Annotated in this window: 19 protein-coding genes; 7 read left to right on the forward strand and 12 right to left on the reverse strand. The window is 41.4% G+C overall.

What is annotated here, in order from left to right; genetic code table 11:
• The first annotated feature begins 58 nt into the window (after positions 1 to 58).
• A complete protein-coding gene (gene ispB, locus LOC50_RS11585) occupies positions 59 to 1,030 on the forward strand; it encodes an octaprenyl diphosphate synthase (RefSeq protein ID WP_036980230.1) in 972 nt (323 codons plus the stop codon).
• A gap of 75 nt (positions 1,031 to 1,105) precedes the next feature.
• On the opposite strand, the gene mdh is transcribed toward ispB, so the two are convergent.
• Positions 1,106 to 2,038 (reverse strand): malate dehydrogenase, encoded by a 933-nt coding sequence (mdh, locus tag LOC50_RS11590; protein ID WP_013465922.1) that lies wholly within the window; start codon positions 2,036 to 2,038, stop codon positions 1,106 to 1,108.
• Positions 2,039 to 2,253: 215 nt separating this feature from the next.
• Between mdh and argR the strand changes: the two genes are divergently transcribed.
• Positions 2,254 to 2,721, forward strand: a complete 468-nt coding sequence (gene argR / locus LOC50_RS11595; protein WP_008114955.1) for a transcriptional regulator ArgR — start codon at positions 2,254 to 2,256, stop codon at positions 2,719 to 2,721.
• 57 nt (positions 2,722 to 2,778) lie between these two features.
• Here the strand turns inward: argR and LOC50_RS11600 are convergent, their stop codons facing one another.
• The 11 genes from LOC50_RS11600 to ampD all read right to left on the reverse strand — a co-directional run bounded on the left by LOC50_RS11600 (position 2,779) and on the right by ampD (position 18,627).
• Positions 2,779 to 3,678, reverse strand: coding sequence for a Dyp-type peroxidase (locus LOC50_RS11600; RefSeq protein ID WP_036980231.1), 900 nt, complete (start codon positions 3,676 to 3,678; stop codon positions 2,779 to 2,781).
• A 39-nt stretch (positions 3,679 to 3,717) separates the two neighbouring features.
• Positions 3,718 to 4,770, reverse strand: a complete 1,053-nt coding sequence (locus LOC50_RS11605; RefSeq protein WP_250653253.1) for an ABC transporter ATP-binding protein — start codon at positions 4,768 to 4,770, stop codon at positions 3,718 to 3,720.
• Positions 4,771 to 6,402: an ABC transporter permease gene (locus LOC50_RS11610; protein ID WP_250653254.1), complete on the reverse strand. Its 1,632-nt coding sequence runs from the start codon at positions 6,400 to 6,402 to the stop codon at positions 4,771 to 4,773.
• A complete protein-coding gene (locus tag LOC50_RS11615; RefSeq protein WP_250653255.1) occupies positions 6,402 to 7,406 on the reverse strand; it encodes a Fe(3+) ABC transporter substrate-binding protein in 1,005 nt (334 codons plus the stop codon). The genes LOC50_RS11610 and LOC50_RS11615 overlap by 1 nt, the downstream gene beginning before the upstream one ends.
• Before the next feature lie 844 nt (positions 7,407 to 8,250).
• A complete protein-coding gene (locus tag LOC50_RS11620) occupies positions 8,251 to 8,937 on the reverse strand; it encodes a tRNA-uridine aminocarboxypropyltransferase (RefSeq protein WP_250653256.1) in 687 nt (228 codons plus the stop codon).
• A 335-nt stretch (positions 8,938 to 9,272) separates the two neighbouring features.
• The gene (gene lpdA / locus LOC50_RS11625) at positions 9,273 to 10,700 is read right to left on the reverse strand and encodes a dihydrolipoyl dehydrogenase (protein WP_033103967.1); all 1,428 of its coding nucleotides are present in this window, start codon (positions 10,698 to 10,700) and stop codon (positions 9,273 to 9,275) included.
• A 163-nt stretch (positions 10,701 to 10,863) separates the two neighbouring features.
• On the reverse strand, positions 10,864 to 12,774 hold the full coding sequence (aceF, locus tag LOC50_RS11630) for a pyruvate dehydrogenase complex dihydrolipoyllysine-residue acetyltransferase (RefSeq protein WP_250653257.1): 1,911 nt from the start codon (positions 12,772 to 12,774) through the stop codon (positions 10,864 to 10,866).
• A 10-nt stretch (positions 12,775 to 12,784) separates the two neighbouring features.
• Positions 12,785 to 15,451: a pyruvate dehydrogenase (acetyl-transferring), homodimeric type gene (gene aceE, locus LOC50_RS11635; protein ID WP_214553519.1), complete on the reverse strand. Its 2,667-nt coding sequence runs from the start codon at positions 15,449 to 15,451 to the stop codon at positions 12,785 to 12,787.
• Positions 15,452 to 15,535: 84 nt separating this feature from the next.
• A complete protein-coding gene (pdhR, locus tag LOC50_RS11640) occupies positions 15,536 to 16,285 on the reverse strand; it encodes a pyruvate dehydrogenase complex transcriptional repressor PdhR (RefSeq protein ID WP_008114937.1) in 750 nt (249 codons plus the stop codon).
• Positions 16,286 to 16,942: 657 nt separating this feature from the next.
• A complete protein-coding gene (gene ampE / locus LOC50_RS11645; RefSeq protein WP_033103693.1) occupies positions 16,943 to 17,794 on the reverse strand; it encodes a beta-lactamase regulator AmpE in 852 nt (283 codons plus the stop codon).
• A 287-nt stretch (positions 17,795 to 18,081) separates the two neighbouring features.
• The gene (gene ampD / locus LOC50_RS11650; RefSeq protein ID WP_250653258.1) at positions 18,082 to 18,627 is read right to left on the reverse strand and encodes a 1,6-anhydro-N-acetylmuramyl-L-alanine amidase AmpD; all 546 of its coding nucleotides are present in this window, start codon (positions 18,625 to 18,627) and stop codon (positions 18,082 to 18,084) included.
• A 413-nt stretch (positions 18,628 to 19,040) separates the two neighbouring features.
• Here ampD and nadC point away from each other — a divergent pair, with 413 nt between their 5' ends.
• The 5 genes from nadC to coaE all read left to right on the forward strand — a co-directional run bounded on the left by nadC (position 19,041) and on the right by coaE (position 23,908).
• Positions 19,041 to 19,886: a carboxylating nicotinate-nucleotide diphosphorylase gene (gene nadC, locus LOC50_RS11655; RefSeq protein ID WP_250653259.1), complete on the forward strand. Its 846-nt coding sequence runs from the start codon at positions 19,041 to 19,043 to the stop codon at positions 19,884 to 19,886.
• A 520-nt stretch (positions 19,887 to 20,406) separates the two neighbouring features.
• Positions 20,407 to 20,829 (forward strand): pilin, encoded by a 423-nt coding sequence (locus LOC50_RS17380; RefSeq protein ID WP_502934585.1) that lies wholly within the window; start codon positions 20,407 to 20,409, stop codon positions 20,827 to 20,829.
• 77 nt (positions 20,830 to 20,906) lie between these two features.
• The gene (locus LOC50_RS11665; protein ID WP_250653260.1) at positions 20,907 to 22,127 is read left to right on the forward strand and encodes a type II secretion system F family protein; all 1,221 of its coding nucleotides are present in this window, start codon (positions 20,907 to 20,909) and stop codon (positions 22,125 to 22,127) included.
• A 237-nt stretch (positions 22,128 to 22,364) separates the two neighbouring features.
• Positions 22,365 to 23,276, forward strand: coding sequence for a prepilin peptidase (locus tag LOC50_RS11670; RefSeq protein ID WP_250653261.1), 912 nt, complete (start codon positions 22,365 to 22,367; stop codon positions 23,274 to 23,276).
• A 2-nt stretch (positions 23,277 to 23,278) separates the two neighbouring features.
• Entirely contained in the window at positions 23,279 to 23,908 is a 630-nt protein-coding gene (gene coaE, locus LOC50_RS11675; protein WP_250653262.1) for a dephospho-CoA kinase, read from the forward strand.
• Positions 23,909 to 23,969 lie beyond the last annotated feature (61 nt).

Below are 23,969 nucleotides of genomic sequence, written 5' to 3' on the forward strand. Positions count from 1 at the left end.
ATGCATTTTTTGTTGTACAATCTGCGCCGTTCACACATTAAAATTGGCTCGGAGATCAATGGATATAAAAGCTATCCAGGCGTTAATCGAAAGCGATATGAATGACGTCAATCAACTAATACATGCGCAAATGCGCTCAGATGTGGCGTTAGTTAATCAACTTGGTTTGTATATTGTTAACAGCGGTGGCAAACGTGTTCGCCCTATGTTGGCTATTTTGGCGGCTAAAGCGCTAGGTTACCAAGGCAAAGATCACATTACGCTAGCAACTATCATTGAATTTATTCATACCGCAACGCTTTTACATGATGATGTTGTAGATGAATCTAATTTGCGCCGTGGCACACCTACAGCAAATGCTGAGTTTGGTAATGCTGCTAGCGTACTGGTGGGTGATTTTATTTACACCCGCTCGTTTCAGCTAATGGTGGGTCTTGGTAAAATGCAAATAATGCAAGTACTGGCTGATGCAACCAACATTATTGCTGAAGGTGAAGTGCTACAATTAATGAACTGCAACGACCCTGATACCACTGAAGCCAGTTATATGCAGGTTATTTATTCTAAAACCGCCAAGCTATTTGAAGCAGCGACGGGCCTTGCGGCCATTATTACTGACCAAGACGATACTGTACTAGAGGCACTTAATTTGTATGGCATGCATTTAGGTACTGCTTTTCAGTTAGTGGATGATGTTTTAGATTACAACGCTGATGCCGACCAACTTGGTAAAAACATTGGCGATGATTTAGCTGAAGGTAAGCCGACGTTACCTCTTATATATGCAATGCAACACGGTAGTGAGCATCAAACACAGTTAATAAGAGACGCTATTGAGCACTGTAATGGTATGGAGCACCTTGACGAGATACTGGCTGCGCTCAAACATACCAATGCCCTTGAGTTCACAATGGAAAAAGCCGAGCAAGAAGCTAATAAAGCAATTGCCTGTTTAGATTGTTTAGCGGAGTCGAGTTACAAGCAAGCACTAATTAGCTTAGCTAGAATAGCGGTTGACCGCGACCACTAAGTAATACTGTGTAGATAATTCCGAGCAATAAAAAAGCCTGCAAACGCAGGCTTTTTTATTGGTTAATTTTGGCTATTACGCCATAAAATCAACACCTTCTTTGATATCTTTTTTCAGCGTTTCAAGCATGTCATTTTTAGCTTGCTCTTCAAATGCGCTTAAAGTGCCGTAAGAAAGAATTTCTTCTACGCCATTTTTGCCTAAACGTACTGGGTGTGCAAAGTACTCTGCATCGCCATTTTCAACAGCAACGTATGCATAATCTACAACGTCTTCACCTTGTAGGCCTTTAACTAGAGACATACAAAAACGTGCTGCTGCAGCACCCATAGATAATGTTGCAGAACCACCGCCCGCTTTAGCATTAACTACTTCAGTACCTGCATTTTGGATACGAGGAGTTAGTGTAGCCACTTCTTCATCAGTGAAAGTAACACCTTCAACTTGAGAAAGTAACGGTAGAATGGTTGTGCCTGAGTGGCCACCAATCACTGGTACTTTAACACTTGCTACGTCTACGCCTTTAAGTTCAGCAATAAACGCTTCAGAACGGATCACATCGAGTGTTGTAATACCAAATACACGCTTAGCATCGTAAGTACCTGCTTTTTTGAATACTTCAGCAACAATCGGTACAGTGCCGTTAACTGGATTAGTGATAATACCTACAAGCGCTTTAGGACAGTTAGCAACAATGCCTTCTGCTAATGTTTTAATGATACCTGCGTTAACATTAAATAAATCTGCACGATCCATACCTGGCTTACGCGGCATACCCGCTGGGATTAAAACAATATCACAACCTGTTAATGCTTTATCTAGTGCATCTGCACCAAAACCTTCAACTTTTACATCTGTTGGGATATGAGAAAGGTCAACAGCAACACCAGGAACTACTGGCGCAACATCATATAGTGATAATTCTGAACCAGCTGGTAAGCCTGTTTTTAATAATAAAGACAACGCTTGACCGATACCACCTGCAGCACCTAATACAGCAACTTTCATTGGAATTCTCCGTGATTTGAGGAAGGAAATATTTGTGGTTCATAAGATAAAGAAATTAGCGACTAAAAACAAATTTATCCTGCCTATTTTAACTATATTTTCGACCATAGTTGTAAACTTTGCTGTTTAAACGCAGCAAAACCTAAACAACTGCTGCATAAATATGCATTTTTGTGTAGAATTTGCAGTATCGACAACATAACTAACTAGACACTATGCAACCACAAGACAAACAAGAAGCATTGGTAAAAGCCTTTAAAGCACTTTTGAAAGAAGAAAATTTTGGCTCACAAGGCGAAATAGTCGACGCATTAAAAGAACAAGGCTTTGATAATATTAGCCAAAGTAAAGTGTCGCGGATGTTAAGTAAGTTTGGCGCGGTACGTACCCGCAATGCAAAACAAGAAATGGTGTACTGTTTACCTGCCGAAATGGGTGTACCAACCGCTAAAAGCCCGTTACGCCAGTTAGTTATTGACATTATGCATAACGAAATGATGATTATTATTCGCACCAGCCCAGGCGCTGCGCAGCTAATTGCCCGTTTACTTGACTCATTAGGTAAAGCAGATGGCGTATTAGGAACAATTGCCGGCGATGACACTATTTTTATTGCGCCAGCGAAAGTATCAGAAATAGACCTCACATTAGAGCGTGTGCGTATTTTGTTTGATACGGTTTAAACACGTTTGGTTATCATTGTTACGGCTATGCTAATACGTAGCCGTTACTGGCTTGTTTTATAACTGCTTTAAAAATCGCACTGAGGGTGCAAAAAACGCAGAGCCCATATCTGCTTGAGTAAAATCAAGCCAATGATCGTAATGCTCCCCCTGCCCTAAACGGCTGTTGAGCACTTTCTCGAATGCATCCCCTTTAGCCGAGCACATAATCATTAACATTCCCTGCTCATACACGTCGCCATAAGGCATACTTTGATTTAGTAATAATGCTTGCCCCTGTTCATCTTTTAATTCACTTCGGGTCGCATGGCTGCTTTCAAGTGCGGGGCTTATTAGGGTATTGTCGAGACGAGTACGCCCCATTATTTGTTCTTGTTCTTGCAACGACAAGTGCTGCCATAACGTTAAGTCATGCTTATAGCGCTGAACATGAATATAGCTGCCTTGATCTTCAAAGCTATCGGGCTTATTAACGAGGGCCGTTACCCGTTTTTGACGACCATGCGGAGTATCGCCCGCATAAATAAAACCATTAAAATCACGGCCATCTAAAAAACGAAAATTTCGAATTTGCTCCACCAGCTCAACATCAGGGTTGAAAAGTTTTAATATTTGCAATGCAAACAGGTGGTTTACATCTTCTCTGTCTGAGCGGATTTGCACAAATAAATCGCATGGCCTTGCACTCATCACAAAATCGCTATGGGTAATATTAGGAAAGCCTCGCAGCTCACTTGGCATATAATCAGGCAGAATGTGTGGCCAATATTGCGCGCCAATGGCGACCATACAAGAAAGCATAGATTCAGAGAACTGATCACTAAACTCATCTTCAATATCGCTCACTTTTTTAAGCTTAGCGCGAAGTAGTTCGTCGTGACCATCAAGTACATTAAAAAATAAGTGCAAACCGTGTAAGTTTGCTTCAGCACAAATCCCTGATTGCGCTTGCGCCATTGTTATTCCTTACTTTTTAGAGCAAAACACAGCGATTAATTACGATTCAAAAAAATTCACCGTGTGCGGTTTTATTTTTATTATAACCTGTTCATTAATTTCAAATGACTGGCCATACTGGGCTGCAACTTCTATTTCTTGTTCAGCAATAACCACAGTGTATACATAAGCAGAGCCAATAAAGCGACTACTTAATATACTAACCCGCTCACATTGCTGTTGCGTATCGTTATTACTAACAAGTTCAAGTTGATGCGGACGCACATAAATAACGCCCTTATTGGCCACGCCATGCTGCTGTGGCTGTATTGATTCAACCACCCCAAACTGCGTTTGATATTCAGTGGCGGTTAATGCGGTGGCGCTTAAGTATATGCCCTGACCCAGAAACTCTGCAACCTCCTTTGAACGTGGTTTAGCAAAAAGCTGTTCTGGCGTACCTTGCTGTGCAATTTTACCTTGGTGCATAACCGCAAGTGTATCTGAAAAAGCAAACGCCTCTTCTTTTGAGTGAGTAACAAACACAGCCGATACTTGCTGCGCCTTAATAATGCGCCTAATGTCGGCAATTAACTCAAATCGTACTTGGGTATCAATATTAGAAAATGGCTCGTCAAGTAACAGTAAGCTAGGTTTATAAGCTAATGCGCGCGCAATCGCTACTCGTTGTTGTTGCCCACCAGAGAGTTGATGAGGGTACCTATCGGCGCAGCCCACCAAATGTACCAGCTTTAGCATTTCACTAACGCGTGCTTGTTTGTCTGCTTTGCTCATGCCGCTTAGCCCAAACGCAATATTATTAGCCACCGTTAAATGCGGAAATAACGCATAGTCTTGAAACATCATGCCAATATTACGATGCTCAGGTGAAACAAACGTATTAGCATCACTGACTAGCTTACCATCAATAAATACTTGCCCTTGTTTGGCTTCAATTAATCCTGCAATGGCTTTTAGTGTGGTGGTTTTACCGCAGCCACTAGCTCCGAGTAAACACACTATTTCGTCTTTACCTAAGGTTAAATCTAAATTATCTATCACCTTAGTCCCGTTATATGCATAGCTCACGCCTTGTAAAATCAAACTACTCATTTAGCTACGCTGCTCCATTGAACGGTTAATAAAATATAACGGAATAAACCCCACCACCACAATAAACAAAGCCGATATAGAGGCCAGCTCTAATTGTTCATCGCTTACATACTGAAACACATGAGTTGCTAAGCTTTCAAAATCAAAAGGCCTTAACAACAAAGCTGCGGGTAGCTCTTTCATACACTCGATAAAGACCAATAAACCGGCGGTTAATAAGCCTCGGCGTAATAAAGGTAAGTGCACTAAGCGTAATGTGCGCCCTTGGCTTTTTCCCATTGACTGGCTTGCCATATCAAGGGAGGGACTAATGCGTGAAAAGCTCGACTCAATAGCTCCGTGTGCAACGGCGTAAAACCGCACTATATAAGCAAAAATAATAGTGAGTAAGCTGCCAGTAAGTAATAAGCCAATATCTAAATCATAAGGAGCTAAAGTGCGGTTAATAGTATTTTCTAATAGGGTGAGTGGCAACAATACCGCTATCGCTAATACTGTGCCGGGTAACGCATAGCCCGTACTGGCCAAACGCCCGGGTACTAATGGATTTTTTTGTTTAGCAATGCGCTGATAAAACACCACTAAAACACTCAGTATAATAGTCACCACACTGACTACAGCCGCCACTTTTAAACTTTGCCATGCATAGCTAAAAAACTCACTATTCCACGCTTGATCAAAATACATCACTGCATATTTGAGCAATACAACCATCGGAATAATAAACGAAATAATTAAAATAAAGCTACAAAACCCAGTTGCTAGCCACGCAGACTTGCCTTTGAGGATATAAAGCGCTTCACTGTTCACGCTCGATTGACGCTCAAACACCGCTTGGTTACGACGGCTAAAACGCTCGGTGATCAATGCTAAGAACAGCAGTAGTAACATCACCCCTGAAATTTTTGCTGCTGCAGTTAATGAATAATAGCCAAACCAGGTATCGTATACGGCGGTGGTTAATGTACTGACAGCAAAATAGCTTACGGTGGCAAAATCAGCCATGGTTTCCATGCTGATCAAAGCAAGGGCCGCTACAATGGCACCACGGGATAATACAAGGCTGACTTTAAAAAAGCTTTTCCATGCATTTAGCCCCATTAACTGACTGGCTTGGACTAACTTAAAAGATTGTTCTCGCAGTGCAGTTTTAAAAATTAAATATAAATACGGGTAGAGTACCAGCGCAATCATAACAATAGCCCCTGGTAAGGTGCGTATATCAAAAAACCAGTAGTCACTTGGCGACTGCCAACCAAACCACTCTCTTAGAGTTATTTGTACCGGCCCCGCATAGTCGAGTAAATCAGTGTACACATAAGCAATAATATAAGTAGGCATGGCAAGAGGCAGCATCAATGCCCATTCAAACTGTTGTTTGCCAGGAAAACGACAATAAGCGGTGAGCCAACCCAGTGGTAACGCAATAAAACAGCTAAGCAGCCCTACACCTAAAACCAGTAATACGGTATTACTTATATAGTCCCACAGTACGGTATTCCACAGGTGGGTAAATACCTCTGAGTCGCCTTGTAAAGATTCTAATAGTAGGAAAAACAACGGGGTCGACAGCAATAACCCCGTCGACCACGCAATAAGCTGCCATTTCGACAGCTGAAATTTATAAGTCATTAAAGATCGAACTTCACCTCATCAATTAGCTTAAGGGCTAACGGACGATATTTGCTAATTTCATCAAGCGGTAAGCTGTCTTCCTTAAAGCTTCCCCATGATGCAACCAAACTAGAAAGTTTTACACCTGGCTTAACCGGATACTCCATATTGAGCGAGGCATACATATTTTGCGCCTTATTGTCGGTCATATACTCTATGAGTTTCAAGGCATTTTCAGGGTTTTTAGCATGCTTAGTAATAACTGCACCCGATACATTTATATGTGAGCCTCGGTCAGTTTGATTTGGAAAGTTAATATGAACGGCTTCAGCCCATGGTTTTTGTGCTTCGTCTTGCAGCATTTTTCCCAAGTAATAACTATTACCTAAGGCTAAATTACATAAACCTTCTTTAACCGCTTTAACTTGCGCTCGATCGTTACCTTGAGGTTTACGCGCTAAATTAGCTTTTACACCCTCAAGCCATGTTTTCGTCTGTGCTTCACCATGATGAGCAATCATAGAAGCTACAAGGCCTAAGTTATATGGGTGTTTGCCAGAGCGAGTACAAATTTGTCCTTTGTATTGCGGCTCAGCAAGCGCTTCGTAGGTAAGGTTAGGCAATGCGCCTAAACGCTCTTTTGAAGAGTAAACATTACGCACGCGCTTAGTGAGCGCCACCCACTGGCCATCGCCATCACGAAATGCCGCTGGGACATTATTATTAACCTGCTTGCTTTCGATGGTTTGCGTAAGATTTAGCTCTTCTAATTGAATTAAGGCACTAAAGTTTGAGGTTAAAACTAAGTCGGCTTTGCTGTGTTTACCTTCACGCTTAACACGTTCTATTAAGCCTTTTTTAGCAAACACCACATTGGTTTTAATGCCCGTTTGCTGTGTAAAATCGTCTAAAATAGGTTTAATTAAAAAAGGTTGTCGAAATGAGTAAATATTCACAACATCAGTTGCAACAGCCGGTGCTGAGGCAATTAATCCAACAACAAACGCGAGTGTTTTTTTCATATTGTCTTACCTAACTAATAATTATTATCATTAATTTTACCGCGATGTACTAAAAAGTGCACACTTTATATAATCGCTTCGTGATAAATACACCCAAAAAAGAAAACCCCTGTAAGACATCTCTTACGCTTATGACAGCTAATGAGTAAAAACACTCTGTATAACACCACAAAAACATAACAAGTCATTGTATTTTATATAATTTAAAAATATTTCATTTGTAAGAACCTAAACCATAAGCGGTTTTATCCTACATTTACTGCAAATCACTCTCTATAATTAACCCATAAATAAGCAACGACGCTTACCGAGTAAATGGAAACGGACTAACTACTCGAATTCCAAGGTTTGGTTTTTAGGATAACAGGGATTTAAGGACAGGCTCAGGATGAGTATCGCAATGGATTGTTGCATAAGGGATAGCATCCGGATGATGCGTAATGGATAACAACACGGAAAAGTTGTTGCTAAAGGATAGGGAATAAGACGGACAGGCCATTAAGGCAACACAACGGAATGGTAGCAAAAGGAATGCACTCGGATGTGCAATAAGGATAGGTAATAGATTTTACCGTACAGGATGTTTCAAGGATTTAGGGAGACAGGCTCGGATAGCCTATATTACATAGAACTAGAAAGTAATATTGTAATAACACGGAACGTAAAAATTGGAGTTGATTAGGTTCAATTGCAGGATGCAACAAAGTTAGAAGATTCCGCAAGCGCGACTAGAGATGGTTCGCGCTTTTCTTTTGCCTGAAAATCAACGCTCAGCCAAGATTATATACATTCAAACTATGAACAAGCATTAAACTCAGTTTTTTGAATGTTCGTGCCCTGCTTTTTATTCCGGCCTGCCTTTGTTGCGCTTACCGAGTAAATAGGCGTCGCGAAATTTGATAAAATGCTGCTCTAATTTAGTACTTGCATCAACCTCACCAGCCAATGCCAATACCATAATAGCCACTTCTGCCGTACCTAACTGGTGAGCATGGGGTGCTACACGTAATCGGTAATCTGAGAGCTTTTGTGCGGTAATAGAAAGCACGGGCAAATTATCTAGATAAGGACTCTTACGAATCATTTTTTTAGCTTCACGCCATGTACCATCTAAGAATATAAATAAAGGCGTTTTACCTGCAACAGGCTCTACTTGCGTTACTACTCTATCTGCTTCAACATCTTCTGCCGGAAAAATCACAAAAGGCTGATATTTATCATTATTCAATAGTGTTAATAAAGCAGGATCTGGGGAGGTTCTATCCCAACGAAACGCATAATTGTCAGGGACTATTTCAGCAATTAAACGCCCTGTATTAGACGGTTTAAAACTTTCATTATGATACATCAGTAAACATACCGCAGCGTTGCAGCTTGCGTACTCAGCGCCCTCACAAATACAGTAATGCTTGGCAATTAAGCATTGCTCACAGCGGTCCATCTTACCGCCTCGGGCATTAAACTCGCGTCGAGATTCACTTATTTGCTGGGCACGTAATGCTAAAACTGAATTTTTGAAACCTTGAGTCACTATGGCTTATTACCTATAAATTGATGGCTGCGCATTGTAGCTAAAATAAAAGAAAATAGATATCTGCGGGCAACGGGCAACGGGCAGATAGTAAAATAAAACACGGGGCTCTTTGCAAGCATAATTTTTATATTGTAGGCGTGAACTAACCTCGCACAGGTTTAATTTTGAGGTTTTAAGCTCGTTGCTCGACACTCGCAGATCGACATACTTCAACCTTTTTGCACCATAAAGACGCTGCGCTATACAAGTAGCCTTTTGCTAAACGCTGAGGCTATAAAAACAAAAAACCCAAGCCGAGGCTTAGGTTTTTTATCACGATTAACTAGAAGAAATTACTTCTTCTTTTTAACTGCTTTTTTGTTTGGTAAATCAGTGATTGAACCTTCAAAAATTTCAGCTGCAAGGCCGATTGATTCGTTCAATGTTGGGTGAGCATGAATTGTTAGCGCTAAGTCTTCACCATCTGCACCCATTTCAATACCTAAACCGATTTCGCCCAGCATTTCGCCTGCGTTAATACCAATCATAGCACCACCGATAATACGGCCGCTTTCTTTATCAAAAATAAGCTTAGTAGAACCTTCAGTACGTGAAGAGGCAATTGCACGACCCGATGCAGCCCAAGGGAATACAGCTGTTTCAATGCTTAAACCTTGCTCTTTCGCTTCTTTTTCAGTTACACCCGCCCATGCAATTTCAGGGTCAGTGTAAGCAATTGAAGGAATACATTTAGGATCAAAGTAATGTTTTTGACCAGAGATAACTTCAGCAGCAACATGACCTTCATGAACCGCTTTATGCGCAAGCATAGGCTGACCCACTAAGTCACCAATTGCAAAAATATGTTCTACGTTAGTACGTAATTGCTTATCAACGTTAATAAAACCACGCTCATCAACATTCACACCCGCTTTATCAGCGTCTAACATGTTACCATTTGGTGTACGACCTACAGCAACAAGTACTTTGTCGTAACGTACTGGCTCTGCTGGTGCATTTTTGCCTTCAAAAGTAACATATAATCCGTCGTCTTTTGCTTCAACGCCAGTGACTTTAGTTGAAAGCATCACGTTAAACTTGTCTTTAACATGCTTTTGGTAAATTTTAATGATGTCTTTATCAGCAGCAGGAACAAGCTGGTCTGCAAATTCTACAACGTCAATTGCAGAACCTAGTGCACGGTAAACCGTACCCATTTCTAGACCGATAATACCACCACCTAAAACAAGTAGTTTTTCAGGAACATCTTTAAGTTCTAGCGCGCCCGTTGAATCAATAACACGATCATCTTCTGGGATGAAAGGTAAGTTTACAGGTTTAGAACCCGCAGCAATAATTGCGTTATCAAAGGTAATGGTTGTTTTACCGTCAGCGCCTTCAACATCTAAAGTGTTGCTACCAGTAAATTTACCGTAACCAGATACAACTTTTACTTTACGCATTTTAGCCATGCCGTCTAAGCCACCTGTAAGCTGGCTAACAACAGACTCTTTCCAAGAACGAACTTCATCTAAGTCAATTTTTGGTGCGCCAAAAGTAACGCCGTGAGATGACATTTCTGCAGCATCATCAATCACTTTAGCTACGTGTAAAAGTGCTTTAGAAGGAATACAACCAACATTAAGACATACACCGCCTAATGTCTCGCGAGATTCTACTAATGTAACTTCTAAGCCCAAGTCAGCAGCGCGAAAAGCCGCAGAGTAACCACCAGGACCACCGCCTAGTACAACAACTTGAGTTTTTAATTCGTTGCTCATGCTATTACCTTTATTGTTTGAACGGGACACAGCCCCAAAATTTAACTGCCATGTTTCTGCAAGGCAGAAAAGGGCATTTGTGCAAATATTGTATCATTGCAAATGATAAAAATCCCAGCTAAAAACAACTGGCTGGGATTTGATTTTACTCACTCTGTAGTGATCACATCACTAACTGGCGTATATCACTCATGTAACTTGCAAGAGTAACAGTAAAGCGTGCAGCAAGTGCACCGTCAATTACTCTATGATCGTAAGACATTGAAAGTGGAACCATTAGCTTAGGCTCAAACTCTTTACCATTCCACTTAGGCTTCATTTCAGATTTAGACACACCTAAAATAGCCACCTCAGGTGCATTCACAATCGGCGTAAATGCCGTACCACCAATACCACCTAGGCTTGAAATAGTAAAACAACCACCTTGCATATCTGATGAACTTAACTTGCCATCACGCGCCTTTTTAGAAATATCCATAAGTTCGCGAGAGAGTTCAATAATGCCTTTTTTATCAACATCTTTGAACACTGGCACAACTAAGCCATTTGGCGTATCAACCGCTACACCAATGTTGATGTACTTTTTAAGGATTAAGCTTTCGCCATCCTCTGAAAGCGATGAGTTGAATGTAGGGAACTCAGCAAGCGCTTTGGCTGCTGCTTTCATTACAAACACGAGTGGCGTAATTTTAACACCTAGCTTTTTCTTCTCGTTAAGCGCGTTTTGCTCTTTACGGAACTGCTCAAGGCTCGTGATATCCGCTTCATCAAACTGGGTAACATGTGGAATTTGTACCCAGTTACGGTGTAAGTTTTTACCTGACAGCTTTTGAATACGAGAGAGTTTTTTCTCTTCAATTTCACCAAACTTAGCAAAATCAACTTTTGGCCACGCAATTAATCCAAGCTCACCGCCACCGGCATTGCCTTTAGCTGCAGGCACTTGACCAGACTCAACTTGCTTAACCAGTTGCTTAACATAGTTTTGCACGTCTTCTTTAACAACACGGTTTTTACGGCCCGTGCCTTTAACGTTGGCAAGGTTAATACCAAACTCACGTGCTAAACGACGAACAACTGGCGATGCATGAGCATAAGCGCTGTTGTTTTCAAAGCTCTCAGCACTTGCTTTTTCAGGCGCAGCAGTTGGTTTTGACTCTGCTTGAGCTGCAGGCTTAGATTCAGCCTTTGCCTCGTCTTGTTTTGCAGGCGCGTCACTTGGCGTGCTACCTGCTACTTCAAATACAAAAATCAATGAGCCCGTTTTAACTTTATCGCCAGTCGCTACTTTAATTTCTTTTACAGTACCTGCAAACGGTGCTGGTACTTCCATTGCAGCTTTGTCGCCTTCAACGTTTAAGATAGATTGCTCTTCTTCTACGCTATCGCCAACCGCAACCATAACTTCGGTTACTTCAACTTCGTCGTCACCAATATCAGGCACGCTAACTTCTTTAGTGCTTGATGCCGATACCTGTTCAGCAGACTTCTCTTGTGCTTTTGAGTCAGCTGCTGGAGCGCTTTGGTTATCACCACCCGCCACTTCAAAAACAAATACTAATGAGCCCGTTTTCACTTTGTCACCAGTATTTACTTTAATTTCTTTTACAGTGCCGGCAAAGGGTGCTGGTACTTCCATTGCCGCTTTGTCGCCTTCAACGTTTAAGATAGATTGCTCTTCTTCTACGCTATCGCCAACCGCAACCATAATTTCAGTTACTTCAACTTCGTCGTCACCAATATCTGGCACAGTCACTTCTTGAGTGTCAGAACCTGAAGCTTCTGCAGGTGCAGCAGCTTCAGCTTTAGCCGGCGCTTCGGGCTCACTTTGTGAACCAGTTTCTTCGCCTTCAAAAATCATAATTAACGAACCGGTTGTTACCGTGTCGCCTTCGCTTACTTTAATTTCTTTTACTGTACCTGCTTGCGCAGCAGGTACTTCCATCGCAGCTTTATCGCCTTCAACACTTAATAGTGATTGGTCAACTTCAACTTTATCGCCAACACTCACTAGTATTTCGGTTACTTCTACTTCATCGCCACCGATATCAGGTACTTTAATTTCAATACTCATTGCAAACCTCTTATGCGTACAGTGGATTAAGTTTGTTAGTGTCGATGTTGAACTTTTTAATTGCTTCAACAACCACTGACTTTTCAACTTCACCACGTTTAGCAAGTTCAGATAATGTCGCAACTACCACGTAGCTTGCGTTAACTTCAAAGTGACGACGTAGGTTTTCACGGCTGTCTGAACGACCGTAACCATCTGTACCCAATACTTTGTAGTTATTGCTTGGGATAAATGAACGCGCTTGTTCTGCGTAGTTTTTCATGTAATCCGTTGCAGCAACAGTGACTGAATCGTTTAATACGCTCGTAATGTAAGCTGTTTTTTGCTCGCTTTCTGGGTTAAGCATGTTGAAGCGCTCAACATCTTGGCCATCACGGGTAAGCTCATTGAATGACGTTACAGAGTAAACATCTGATGCAATACCGTAATCATCACTTAAAATGGCCGCTGCTTTGCGTACTTCCGTCATGATAGTACCTGAGCTTAATAGCTGTACGTTGGCTTTTTTACCTTCGTAGCTTTCAAGCTTGTAAATACCTTTACGAATTCCTTCCTCAGCGCCTTCTGGCATTGCCGGCTGATGGTAGTTTTCGTTCATAAGCGTTAGGTAGTAGTAAATGTTTTCTTGGTTTTCACCGTACATACGACGAATACCGTCTTGCACAATAACCGCTACTTCAAATGCATAAGTAGGATCGTAAGAAATACAGTTAGGTACTGTGTTTGCAAGAATGTGGCTGTGGCCATCTTCATGTTGTAAGCCTTCGCCATTTAGCGTTGTACGACCCGCTGTAGCACCTAATAAGAAACCACGTGCTTGTTGATCCCCAGCCATCCATGCCATGTCACCAACACGTTGGAAACCAAACATAGAGTAGTAAATGTAGAATGGGATCATCGGTAAGTCGTTGGTGCTGTATGATGTTGCAGCAGCAACCCATGACGACATTGCACCTAGCTCGTTAATACCTTCTTGTAGTACTTGTCCTGAGGTTGCTTCTTTGTAGTAAGAAACAATATCACGGTCTTGAGGGGTGTAATTTTGGCCATGTGGGTTGTAAATACCGATTTGACGGAATAAACCTTCCATACCAAAAGTACGCGCTTCATCGGCAATAATTGGCACAATATTTTTACCAATGCCTTTATCTTTTAATAAAATATTAAGAGCACGTACAAAGCCCATAGTGGTTGAAATATCACGCTTTTGCTCTTCAAGTAACGGCTTGAACGCATCAACTTCTGGTAACTGTAACTTTTCAGAGAACTTAGCAATACGTGTTGGCGTGTAACCTTGTAATGCCTCACGACGCGCATGTAGATACTTGTACTCTGGAGAATCTTTTTCAAGCTCTAAGTAGGGTAGCTCTTTTAATTGCTCTTCTGATACTAAATCATCTAAGCCTAAACGAGAGCGTAAGTGAGCCACATGCGACATATCCATTTTCTTAACTTGGTGCGCAATGTTTTTACCTTCAGCCGCTTCACCCATGCCGTAACCTTTTACAGTTTTAGCAAGGATCACGGTTGGACGACCTTTCGTTTCTTCTGCTTTTTTGAAAGCGGCAAACAGCTTTGAAGGCTCATGACCACCGCGCTTAAGGGCGAAAATTTCTTCATCGGTCATATCAGCAACAAGTGCTGCAGTTTCAGGGTAACGACCAAAGAAGTGCTCACGTACGTACGCGCCATCTTTTGCTTTATATGTTTGGTAATCACCATCAACAGTTTCGTTCATTAACTGTAGTAATTTACCTGTGGTGTCTTTAGCAAGCAGAATATCCCAACCGCTGCCCCAAACAAGTTTAATAACATTCCAGCCAGCGCCTTTAAATAGCCCTTCTAGCTCTTGAATGATTTTACCATTACCCATTACAGGGCCATCTAAGCGCTGTAGATTACAGTTAACTAAGTAACATAAGTTGTCTAGCTTTTCACGGGCAGCAAAAGAAATAGCACCACGTGATTCTGGCTCATCCATTTCACCGTCACCTAAAAACGCATATACACGTTGGTTTTTAGTGTCTTTTAAGCCACGGCCATCTAAATATTTTAAGAATCGTGCTTGGTAAATTGAAGAAATTGGACCTAAGCCCATAGATACCGTTGGGAACTGCCAAAACTCAGGCATTAATTTAGGGTGAGGGTAAGAAGGTAAGCCTTTACCGTCTACTTCCTGACGGAAATTATCAAGCTGCTCAGCGCTTAAACGCCCTTCAACAAATGCACGCGCATAAATACCCGGAGAAATGTGACCTTGGTAATAGACTAAATCGCCGCCATCAACGTCATTTGGCGCTTTGAAGAAATGGTTAAAACATACTTCATAAAATGCAGCAGACGATTGGTAAGACGCCATATGGCCGCCTAAGTCGAGATCTTTTTTCGATGCACGCAATACAATCATAATCGCGTTCCAGCGAATAATTGAACGAATACGGCGCTCAAGATTTACATCACCAGGGTAGGCAGGTTCTTGATCAACCGGAATCGTATTAACGTAGTTTGTGTTAATGCCTGTTGGCATATCAACACCGTCTAAACGGGCTTGCTCTAACACTTGCTCAAGTAAAAACTGAGCTCGTTCAACACCTTCTTCGCGCACAACCGATTCAAGAGCTTGTAACCACTCTTGTGTTTCTAGCGCGTCTACGTCAATTTTATTGACTTCAGACATATGGAGGTTTCCTTATGTTTAAAATACTAATTTTATGTATTGAATACTTCACTGTTGAATCAAGTTAACAGTGAATGTACTTGCTTAATTTTGTTTGGTGCGTCTTAAACTACGTTCAATTCGCGAATGCTCTTTACCCGCTTCAAGCAATGCTTCTTCAATATAGGCTAAATGCGCATTACTCGCTAAACGAGCTTGTTCAGGATTACCGTCAATCACTGCATCCATTAATAAACGCCTGTGCTCGGCTAATTGGCTGCTTATATCTGACTTTTTAAGTAACACCGTTAAATTTTGTAAAACATTCTGCTCAAGTAAGCTTTGCATCCCTCTTACTAAATGCAGTAACACTACGTTATGAGACGCCTCAGCAATGCAAAAATGAAAGTCATTAATCGCTTTGGCTTTTTGCTTTAATTCATCTTTAGCTAATGCAATCTGATCAAAGCTCTGTTTTACTTTTGCAAAATCGTTGCTTGTTCCGCGAAGTGCTGCGTAATAAGCCGCAATTCCCTCTAGCGCATGACGAAATTCTAATAAATCAAATTGCGATTCGGGGTGTTTACTGATCAAATCAAACAACGGATCAGTCAGCCCCTCTTCCAATTGATTTTTTACATACGTTCCACCACCTTGACGACGGGTTACGAGCCCTTTTGCCTCAAGCTTTTGAATGGCTTCACGCAACGACGGACGCGACACTTCAAATTGCTTAGCGAGTTCACGCTCCGGTGGTAACTTTTCTCCTGGTGCTAACGACCCCTCAAGAATCATGTTCTCAAGTTGTTGTAAAATAACATCAGATAATTTTGCCGCTTTAATTTTTAAAGACATCAATCAACGTCCGCGTTGTATAAATGCTAACAGCCCATTAAATAAGGCTTTTAACTGAATGACCTGACCAAAAGGTAAATTGGTCATACCAAATTTTGCCATACGTTATCAAAAACCGTAATTACTGTCAATTTACAGCAGTTTTAAAGCCGTAAGGCCAGCGTAAGGTAATTTAAACAAAGTTCAAATAATACACAGAATGCAGAGGATAAAGAAAGGTTAATAAGATGAAAAACAAATGGTCAGACCAGCTAATTTTAATTTTCGGGGTTCGGGGTTCGGGGTTCGGGGTTCGGGGTTCGGGGTTCGGGGTTCGGGGTTCGGGGTTCGGGGTTCGGGGTTCGGGGTTCGGGGTTCGGCAGTAGGATAAAACATAGCACCTAATATAAACATACTTTTATATTGTAAGTGAGAATTTACCTCGCGCATGTTTAGGGTCTAGGGTCTAGGTTAAAGGTTAAAGGTTAAAGGTTAAAGGTTAAAGGTTAAAGGTTAAAGGTTAAAGGTTAAAGGTTAAAGGTTAAAGGTTAAAGGTTAAAGGTTAAAGGTTAAAGGTTTTAAGCCCATCCCCCCATTCCCCGCTGCTCGCAGCCCGCCAGCTGCCAAGCTAAACACATTGCTTGACTTAATCTCTACCTAACACCTAACCCCTGCTCTTTAACTTAAACCACCAAATAAAGTCATTAAAGCAATTAACACTAAGTAAAAAAGTACATTTCGCTTAACCAGTTTGATCATACAGGTGGCTTCAAAGGTGCAACCATAGTAGCGCTCTTCAACTTGTTCAGCCGCTAGCGCCGTATAAGTAACCACCTTGCGATTAGGGCTTGAAAAGTCAAACACGTAATGCAGCCAACAGCTAGTCCCTTTATTAAAGTTACCAATCACTAAATAGCCAAAACTGGTAATACGCGCTGGGAGCCAATCAAGCCAAAATAGTAAACGGTGGATAAGTTTAAAATGCTTAGCAATAACTTCATCGCGGTTGTCACTGACTAAGTCGGCAAAGGTACGTACTAATGCATAAAAAACAGCACCAGCAACGCCCAATACCACAAACCAAAATATAACCGCGCAATAAAACCTGAAATTAACCCAAGCTAGCGTTTGCCCTAAGGTTTCGCCGCCTTGTTGCTCCTCTGTGCGTTTTTGCCCTAATTGCAAAGCATACAAAGACGCAGCGGTTTGATCCCCTCGGGTCAGTGCATTTAAATACGATTTATATAAAGCACGTTGCTTAGCACAACCAAAACAAACGAGTAACACCGCCACATTAAAAACAAGTTGCCAAAGTGCAAAGTCAGATAAAAAATACACACACCCAACAGCAATCACAGGCAGTAATAACCAAATTAAGAACCCCGTAGCCGTGCCAAATAACCCTTTATTGGTCAATAAATTAACAGAGCGAGTTAAGTAGCCATTAGCGTAATAACTCATTTGCCAATGCGCAGAGCGAGCACCTAAACGCTCAAGTATCAGTGCTATTATTATTGAAACCAAAATCATGTTGTTACTCGCTTAATTTAGGGTCTGTTGACCTTTGCGGATTATAATTTGTTCAAACTAGGGGCGATTTAATCGCGGCGCGAGGTTTGTAACCTAGTGGGCTAAGTCAAAACCGAGCAACAAAGAGTAAATCGTCCCTAGGCAGAACCCGAAGGGCAGCGCCTGTTTGGCATTGATGCTACGTTAGCGCCTATTTATGGGGAATAACCACACCACATAGGCGCTGCCTTGCCTAAATACCAAACAGACTGCTGCAAATTTAACCTTGAAAGGTCAACAGACCCTAGTTATTTAATTAGGTTAAAAAACTTACGCCAGTTAAAACTCGCTCCAGGGTCGGTTTTTCGCCCAGGGGCTATATCGCAATGCCCAACTATATTACTGGCTGTTATTTTTGGGTAGCGCTGCATAATAGCCTGCGCCAATGCAGCTAAACTTTGATATTGCGCATCGGTATAGTTAGTTGTATCTGTGCCTTCAAGCTCGATACCTATACTAAAATCATTACAATTTTGTTGCCCAGCAAAGCAGGAGCGCCCCGCATGCCATGCACGTTTTTCAAAAGGCACATACTGTATAACTTCGCCGCAGCGCTTAATAAAACAATGCGCTGACACCTTAAGCCCCTCTAGGTCACTAAAGCTAGGGTGCGCATTACAATCAATACACCCCATAAATAAATCATCAACGTACGGAGTGTTAAACTGCCCTGCGGGCAATGAAATATTATGAATAACCAACAGCGAAATATCGCACTGAGCAGGTCGCTCGTCAAAGTGGCTACACGCCCGCTGGCTAATATTATTTATAACGCCTAAAGAATCTATTTTCATACTATTTGATTTAAATTTATATGCCCAATGTCAAATGCTCTTTGAGTAAAATGGTAGGGATTGGTGTCAAGCCCGTTGCCCGTTGCCCGTTGCCCGTTGCCCGTTGCCCGTTGCCCGTTGCCCGTTGCCCGTTGCCCGTTGCCGAAAAAATTAAAACACTATTGTAAATATATTCAACACAGTGTTTACTCAAAATAGCAGCTTGAGATACATTTATTATCTAGCGCTCAGGTTAATCAACCAAAATTGATGTATATCAAGATGCTAATAGATTTAAGCCCATAAAGATAGCGTAATACTAAACGATACAATATGATTAACGTGTTAATTATTAGTTTAGTTGTTAGCCGCTTCTATTTAGTAATTAAACAGAGTAAAATTTAGTTAATTAATTATCTATTATGAGCTTTTTCATGTCTATTTCGCATACCCTAATTAGCCAACTTGTTACCTTAGCGCTTAATGAAGACCTAAATTATCAAAGCGCTGAACAAGGCGATATTACCGCACAGCTTATTCCGCAAGCAGAGCAAGCCAATGCGAAAGTGATCACCCGTGAAGACTGCATTTTTTGTGGTAAAGACCTAATTATTGAAGTGTTTAAACAAGTCGACCCAAGTGTGGTTGTAAATATATGCGTGAACGATGGCGACTTTGTCAGTGCCAATAGCACGCTGTTTACTGCCTCTGGGTCTGCTCGCGCTATTTTAACAGCCGAGCGCACCGCACTTAACTTTGTACAAACGCTTTCAGGCACAGCCACAACTACAGCGCATTATGTAAAAGAGTTAAGCGGTACTAGCACGCAACTGCTCGATACCCGTAAAACTATTCCAGGGCTTAGAGCGCTGCAAAAATATGCAGTTAAGTGTGGCGGCGGTGCAAACCACCGAATTGGTTTGTTTGATGCGTTTTTAATTAAAGAAAACCACATAGCGGCCTGTGGAGGAATTAATAACGCGGTTACTCAAGCTAAGCTAAATCATGCCGATAAACCTATAGAGGTTGAAGTTGAATCGTTTGATGAGCTAGAGCAAGCCATTAACGCAGGCGCCGACATTATTATGTTAGATAATTTTAGCCCCGAGCAAATACGCCAAGCAGTTAGCATTACAAATAAGCGCGCAAAACTTGAAGTGTCGGGCAATATGACCTTACAAACACTCAAAGCCTACTCGCAAGCTGGGGTCGACTTTATTTCAAGCGGTGCGCTTACAAAAAATTTACAATCAATCGATTTATCGATGCGATTTGAGTAAATAATGCAAAAAATATTTACTCTTTATTTGCGCTAATTGATTGACAGGTTTTAAAAAAGGGCATTAAATAATTCAAAAGGATTATTTGTAACAAGTTATTAAATTAATGCGTTTTTTATAAAGTTTTTACATACAAAAGCGCAATAAACAGTGTTAAACTCATTCATATTGACTAGTTTTAAATACTTAATTAGTTAAAAAGAATGGAGAAGCATTTATAGGGACAGAGTAAAAATAAGCGACAGGGTTTATTTTTATAATTAGCTTGTAACTTACGCGGGTTATAACTAACTTTTAATAATTAGGTTTATGCTCAAGTAAGGGACAAATTAACGAATAACCGCCATGCAGTGTGTGTTTTAACGGCCAATATTTTACCGCTTAAACACAGCACTAAATTTGGCAAAATGATTTTATTTTTGTAGTAACAGGTTAAGTAAACACATAAGTTACAGTTTAAAAACTTATACCCGTTTGGCTTACCACAACATTATCCTTTAGGAGAGGAAACATGCAAACAATGACACAACAAAACCAAAAGGGTTTCACCCTAATTGAATTAATGATTGTAGTAGCAATCATCGGTATTCTTGCTGCAGTAGCACTCCCGCAGTATCAACAATATACCCGCTCGGCAACAGCACAAGGTGAAGCTTCAGAAGCCAATTCATATAAAACAGCAATTGCTATTTGCGCGCAAACTGAAGGTGGAATTTTAACACCTTGTGATGCTGGCCAAAATGGTGTTCCAGCCATTGAAACAGCGAGCGCAGTTACAGCCGTTGTTGATGGTGTTATATCTCTAAATCTAGGAGATATTGATGGCGATGGAACAAATGATACAATTACTTTAACTCCTACATTAAACAACACAAATATTACGTGGGCGGTCGCAACTAAATCGGGTACTAACGCTTGTACTGAAGGTTGGATAGACTGTTAATTTTATTTTTTAAATAATGTAAGGGCTGTTTCCACATCCCTTACATATTTTTACAACTCAAATATGTAAATCAAATAATGTCAAAAAAAGATAATATTGATACCTTTACCTGGGTTGGAGTGAGTGCAAGAGGTAAAAAGCTTGAAGGTGAATTATCTGGCTCAAGCATAGCTTTAGTTAAGGCACAGTTACGCAAACAGGGCATTACCCCTTCAAAAGTAAAGCGAAAAGCTAAGCCACTGTTTGGTATAAAAAGCGTACAAAAAATCACCCCAAAAGATATTGCTTTAGTGACAAGGCAGATAGCCACTATGCTGATGGCCGGTGTGCCGCTAATTCAATCAATTGAAATGATAGGCTCTGGCTCCAACAATAAAAGTGTTGGCAAACTAATGGGCTCTATTGGCGATGAAGTAAGAGCTGGCCAGCCCTTATCATTGGCACTCAGAAAGCACCCCCGTTATTTTGACGATTTATATTGTGACTTAGTGGCCTCGGGTGAGCAATCGGGCGCATTGGATAAAATATTTGACCGCGTTGCCCTTTATAAAGAAAAGTCAGAAGCGCTTAAATCAAAAATTAAAAAAGCGATGTTTTACCCTATAGCAGTATTGGTGGTGGCGCTGATTGTAACCTCTATCTTACTTATTTTTGTAGTGCCGCAATTTCAGGAGATTTTTAATGGCTTTGGCGCTGAGCTACCTGCTTTTACCTTATTTGTAATCGCTATTTCTGAATTTATGCAAGCCAACTGGTGGATAGCCCTCATTGGCGTTGTGGCGTTTGGTTATCTATTTAAAGAAGCCCATTTAAGAAGTTTAAAACTGCGTGATGCTACCGACCGCGCCATACTTAAGCTTCCGGTTGTCGGTATGATTTTAAATAAAGCGGCTGTTGCCCGCTATGCCCGTACCCTATCGACCACGTTTGCTGCGGGTGTTCCATTGGTGGATGCTTTGGATTCTGCAGCTGGTGCCTCAGGTAACGCAGTTTACCGTTATGCTATTTTAGAAATAAAAGCCGAGGTAAGCTCAGGCAACCAAATGAACTGGGCGATGCGCAACTCTAAAATATTCCCCGATATGGTGGTACAAATGGTCGCCATAGGTGAAGAGTCAGGTTCGCTTGATGGCATGCTGGCAAAAGTGGCCACTATCTACGAGCAAGAAGTAGATGACGCGGTAGATGGCCTATCTAGCTTACTTGAGCCGTTAATAATGGCAGTGCTTGGTGTATTAGTTGGCGGCTTAATTGTGGCCATGTACTTACCTATATTCCAACTAGGTTCAGTTATTTAGCTTCGAGCTTCGAGTTTCTAGGCCCGTTACCCGAAGCCCGTTGCCCGCAACTAAAGTGCGCGGCATAAAGCCCCGCCTACAGAACAATTAAAACGCGGTGGTTACCCGCAACTCGTAGCCCGAACCTTTAACCTTTAACCTTTAACCTTTAACCTTTAACCTTTAACCTAATCCTAACTTTGCACTTATATAAAACCACTGTATTATCAACGCAGAATTTAGTTTTAGGTAAGATAAATGCATACTTTTTTTATTGATATCATCACCGCAATGCAAAGCCATTTATGGTTTTACTTAACCACGATTGGCCTAGTAAGTTTATGTATTGGTAGCTTTTTAAATGTGGTGATTTATCGCTTGCCAGTAATGATGCAAAAAGAATGGCAAACTGAATGCCGCTTATTATTAGCCGATGAACTAACCAGCCCAAAGGCTGAACAGACCACTGAACACACTACTGACACGTTTAACTTAGTTAAACCCAATTCATGTTGCCCAAAGTGCAAAGCAGCCATTAAGCCATGGCAAAATATTCCCATTATTAGTTGGTTAATTTTAAAAGGACAATGCGCGACCTGTAACAACCCAATATCAGTGCGTTACCCTCTCGTTGAGGCCATTACCGCTATTTTAAGTTTAGTGGTTGCCTACACCTTTGGCGCAACAGAGCAGGCTTTATTATATGTTGCCATTACTTGGGCATTGGTAGCACTGACTTTAATTGATATTGATCACATGTTACTGCCCGATCAGCTTACTTTACCGCTAGTATGGCTTGCGCTTATAGCCGCTGTAATGGGCGTAACAATAAGCCCGAGTGATGCGATAATCGGGGCCGCCTGCGGCTATTTAAGCCTGTGGAGTGTGTTTTGGCTATTTAAGCTATTAACCGGCAAAGAAGGCATGGGCTATGGCGACTTTAAATTACTTGCGGTGTTTGGTGCTCTACTTGGCTGGCAGTCGCTATTAGCCATTATTTTGCTCTCAAGTGTGGTTGGCGCTGTAATTGGCATTGCCCTGCTGAGCATTCAAGGTAAAGACAAAGCAACGCCTATTCCTTTTGGCCCTTACTTAGCAATAGCCGGTTGGATCACTATGCTATGGGGCACACAACTGCAAAACAGCTATTTTAATTTTATTGGCTACTAACTATGAGCAATACACAACATCATAAAAATAACTGGGTGCTAGGGCTAACCGGCGGGATTGGCTGCGGTAAAACTGCAGTTAGCGATATGTTGGCAGCACTAGGTATTACTATTGTGGATGCAGATATAGTGGCTCGCCAAGTGGTTGAACCCGGCACTGATGGCTTAAAAGCGATTATTGCGCATTTTGGCAATGATATACTCGATGAATATGGCGCTTTAAATCGTGGCGAGCTAAGAGCGCGTATTTTTAGTAACGCTGAGCAAAAAGCGTGGCTCAATGCCCTGCTGCACCCTTTAATACGCACTAAACTACTCACTGACTTAAAAAACGCGCAAAGCGACTACGTGGTGTTAGTTGCCCCACTATTATTTGAAAATGGGCTTGATGGCTACTGTCATCGTACTTTGCTAATAGATGTTCCCAAAGAGGTGCAAATTGCACGTACTACACAGCGCGACAATATAAGCACTGAACAAGCAAAACAAATTATTGACGCACAAATGTCTCGTGAGCAAAAACAACAAAAAGCGGATGATATTTTAAATAATAACCGCGACCTAAGCGATGTAAAACAAGACTTACTTAAGCTACATAATTATTATTTACAGCAAGCAAAGTCTACAATATAGAGTGACTAACCCAATCACAGCGCAATAAACTGATATTTTTATCAGTAAATTATCTGCTGCA

Origin of the sequence: Pseudoalteromonas sp. SCSIO 43095, from assembly GCF_023650455.1 — a bacterium.
Taxonomy (GTDB): Bacteria; Pseudomonadota; Gammaproteobacteria; order Enterobacterales; family Alteromonadaceae; genus Pseudoalteromonas; species Pseudoalteromonas tetraodonis.

What these genes read in the sequence shown, in the direction of transcription:
- LOC50_RS11615 (WP_250653255.1), bottom strand. Translation starts at nt 7,406, where the DNA reads ATGAAAAAAACACTCGCGTTTGTTGTTGGATTAATTGCCTCAGCACCG.
- LOC50_RS11610 (WP_250653254.1), bottom strand. Translation starts at nt 6,402, where the DNA reads ATGACTTATAAATTTCAGCTGTCGAAATGGCAGCTTATTGCGTGGTCG.
- LOC50_RS11605 (WP_250653253.1), bottom strand. Translation starts at nt 4,770, where the DNA reads ATGAGTAGTTTGATTTTACAAGGCGTGAGCTATGCATATAACGGGACT.
- LOC50_RS11600 (WP_036980231.1), bottom strand. Translation starts at nt 3,678, where the DNA reads ATGGCGCAAGCGCAATCAGGGATTTGTGCTGAAGCAAACTTACACGGT.
- lpdA (WP_033103967.1), bottom strand. Translation starts at nt 10,700, where the DNA reads ATGAGCAACGAATTAAAAACTCAAGTTGTTGTACTAGGCGGTGGTCCT.
- aceF (WP_250653257.1), bottom strand. Translation starts at nt 12,774, where the DNA reads ATGAGTATTGAAATTAAAGTACCTGATATCGGTGGCGATGAAGTAGAA.
- coaE (WP_250653262.1), top strand. Translation starts at nt 23,279, where the DNA reads ATGAGCAATACACAACATCATAAAAATAACTGGGTGCTAGGGCTAACC.
- ampE (WP_033103693.1), bottom strand. Translation starts at nt 17,794, where the DNA reads ATGATTTTGGTTTCAATAATAATAGCACTGATACTTGAGCGTTTAGGT.
- nadC (WP_250653259.1), top strand. Translation starts at nt 19,041, where the DNA reads ATGTCTATTTCGCATACCCTAATTAGCCAACTTGTTACCTTAGCGCTT.
- LOC50_RS11665 (WP_250653260.1), top strand. Translation starts at nt 20,907, where the DNA reads ATGTCAAAAAAAGATAATATTGATACCTTTACCTGGGTTGGAGTGAGT.
- mdh (WP_013465922.1), bottom strand. Translation starts at nt 2,038, where the DNA reads ATGAAAGTTGCTGTATTAGGTGCTGCAGGTGGTATCGGTCAAGCGTTG.
- pdhR (WP_008114937.1), bottom strand. Translation starts at nt 16,285, where the DNA reads ATGTCTTTAAAAATTAAAGCGGCAAAATTATCTGATGTTATTTTACAA.
- argR (WP_008114955.1), top strand. Translation starts at nt 2,254, where the DNA reads ATGCAACCACAAGACAAACAAGAAGCATTGGTAAAAGCCTTTAAAGCA.
- LOC50_RS17380 (WP_502934585.1), top strand. Translation starts at nt 20,407, where the DNA reads ATGACACAACAAAACCAAAAGGGTTTCACCCTAATTGAATTAATGATT.
- LOC50_RS11670 (WP_250653261.1), top strand. Translation starts at nt 22,365, where the DNA reads ATGCATACTTTTTTTATTGATATCATCACCGCAATGCAAAGCCATTTA.
- ispB (WP_036980230.1), top strand. Translation starts at nt 59, where the DNA reads ATGGATATAAAAGCTATCCAGGCGTTAATCGAAAGCGATATGAATGAC.
- ampD (WP_250653258.1), bottom strand. Translation starts at nt 18,627, where the DNA reads ATGAAAATAGATTCTTTAGGCGTTATAAATAATATTAGCCAGCGGGCG.
- aceE (WP_214553519.1), bottom strand. Translation starts at nt 15,451, where the DNA reads ATGTCTGAAGTCAATAAAATTGACGTAGACGCGCTAGAAACACAAGAG.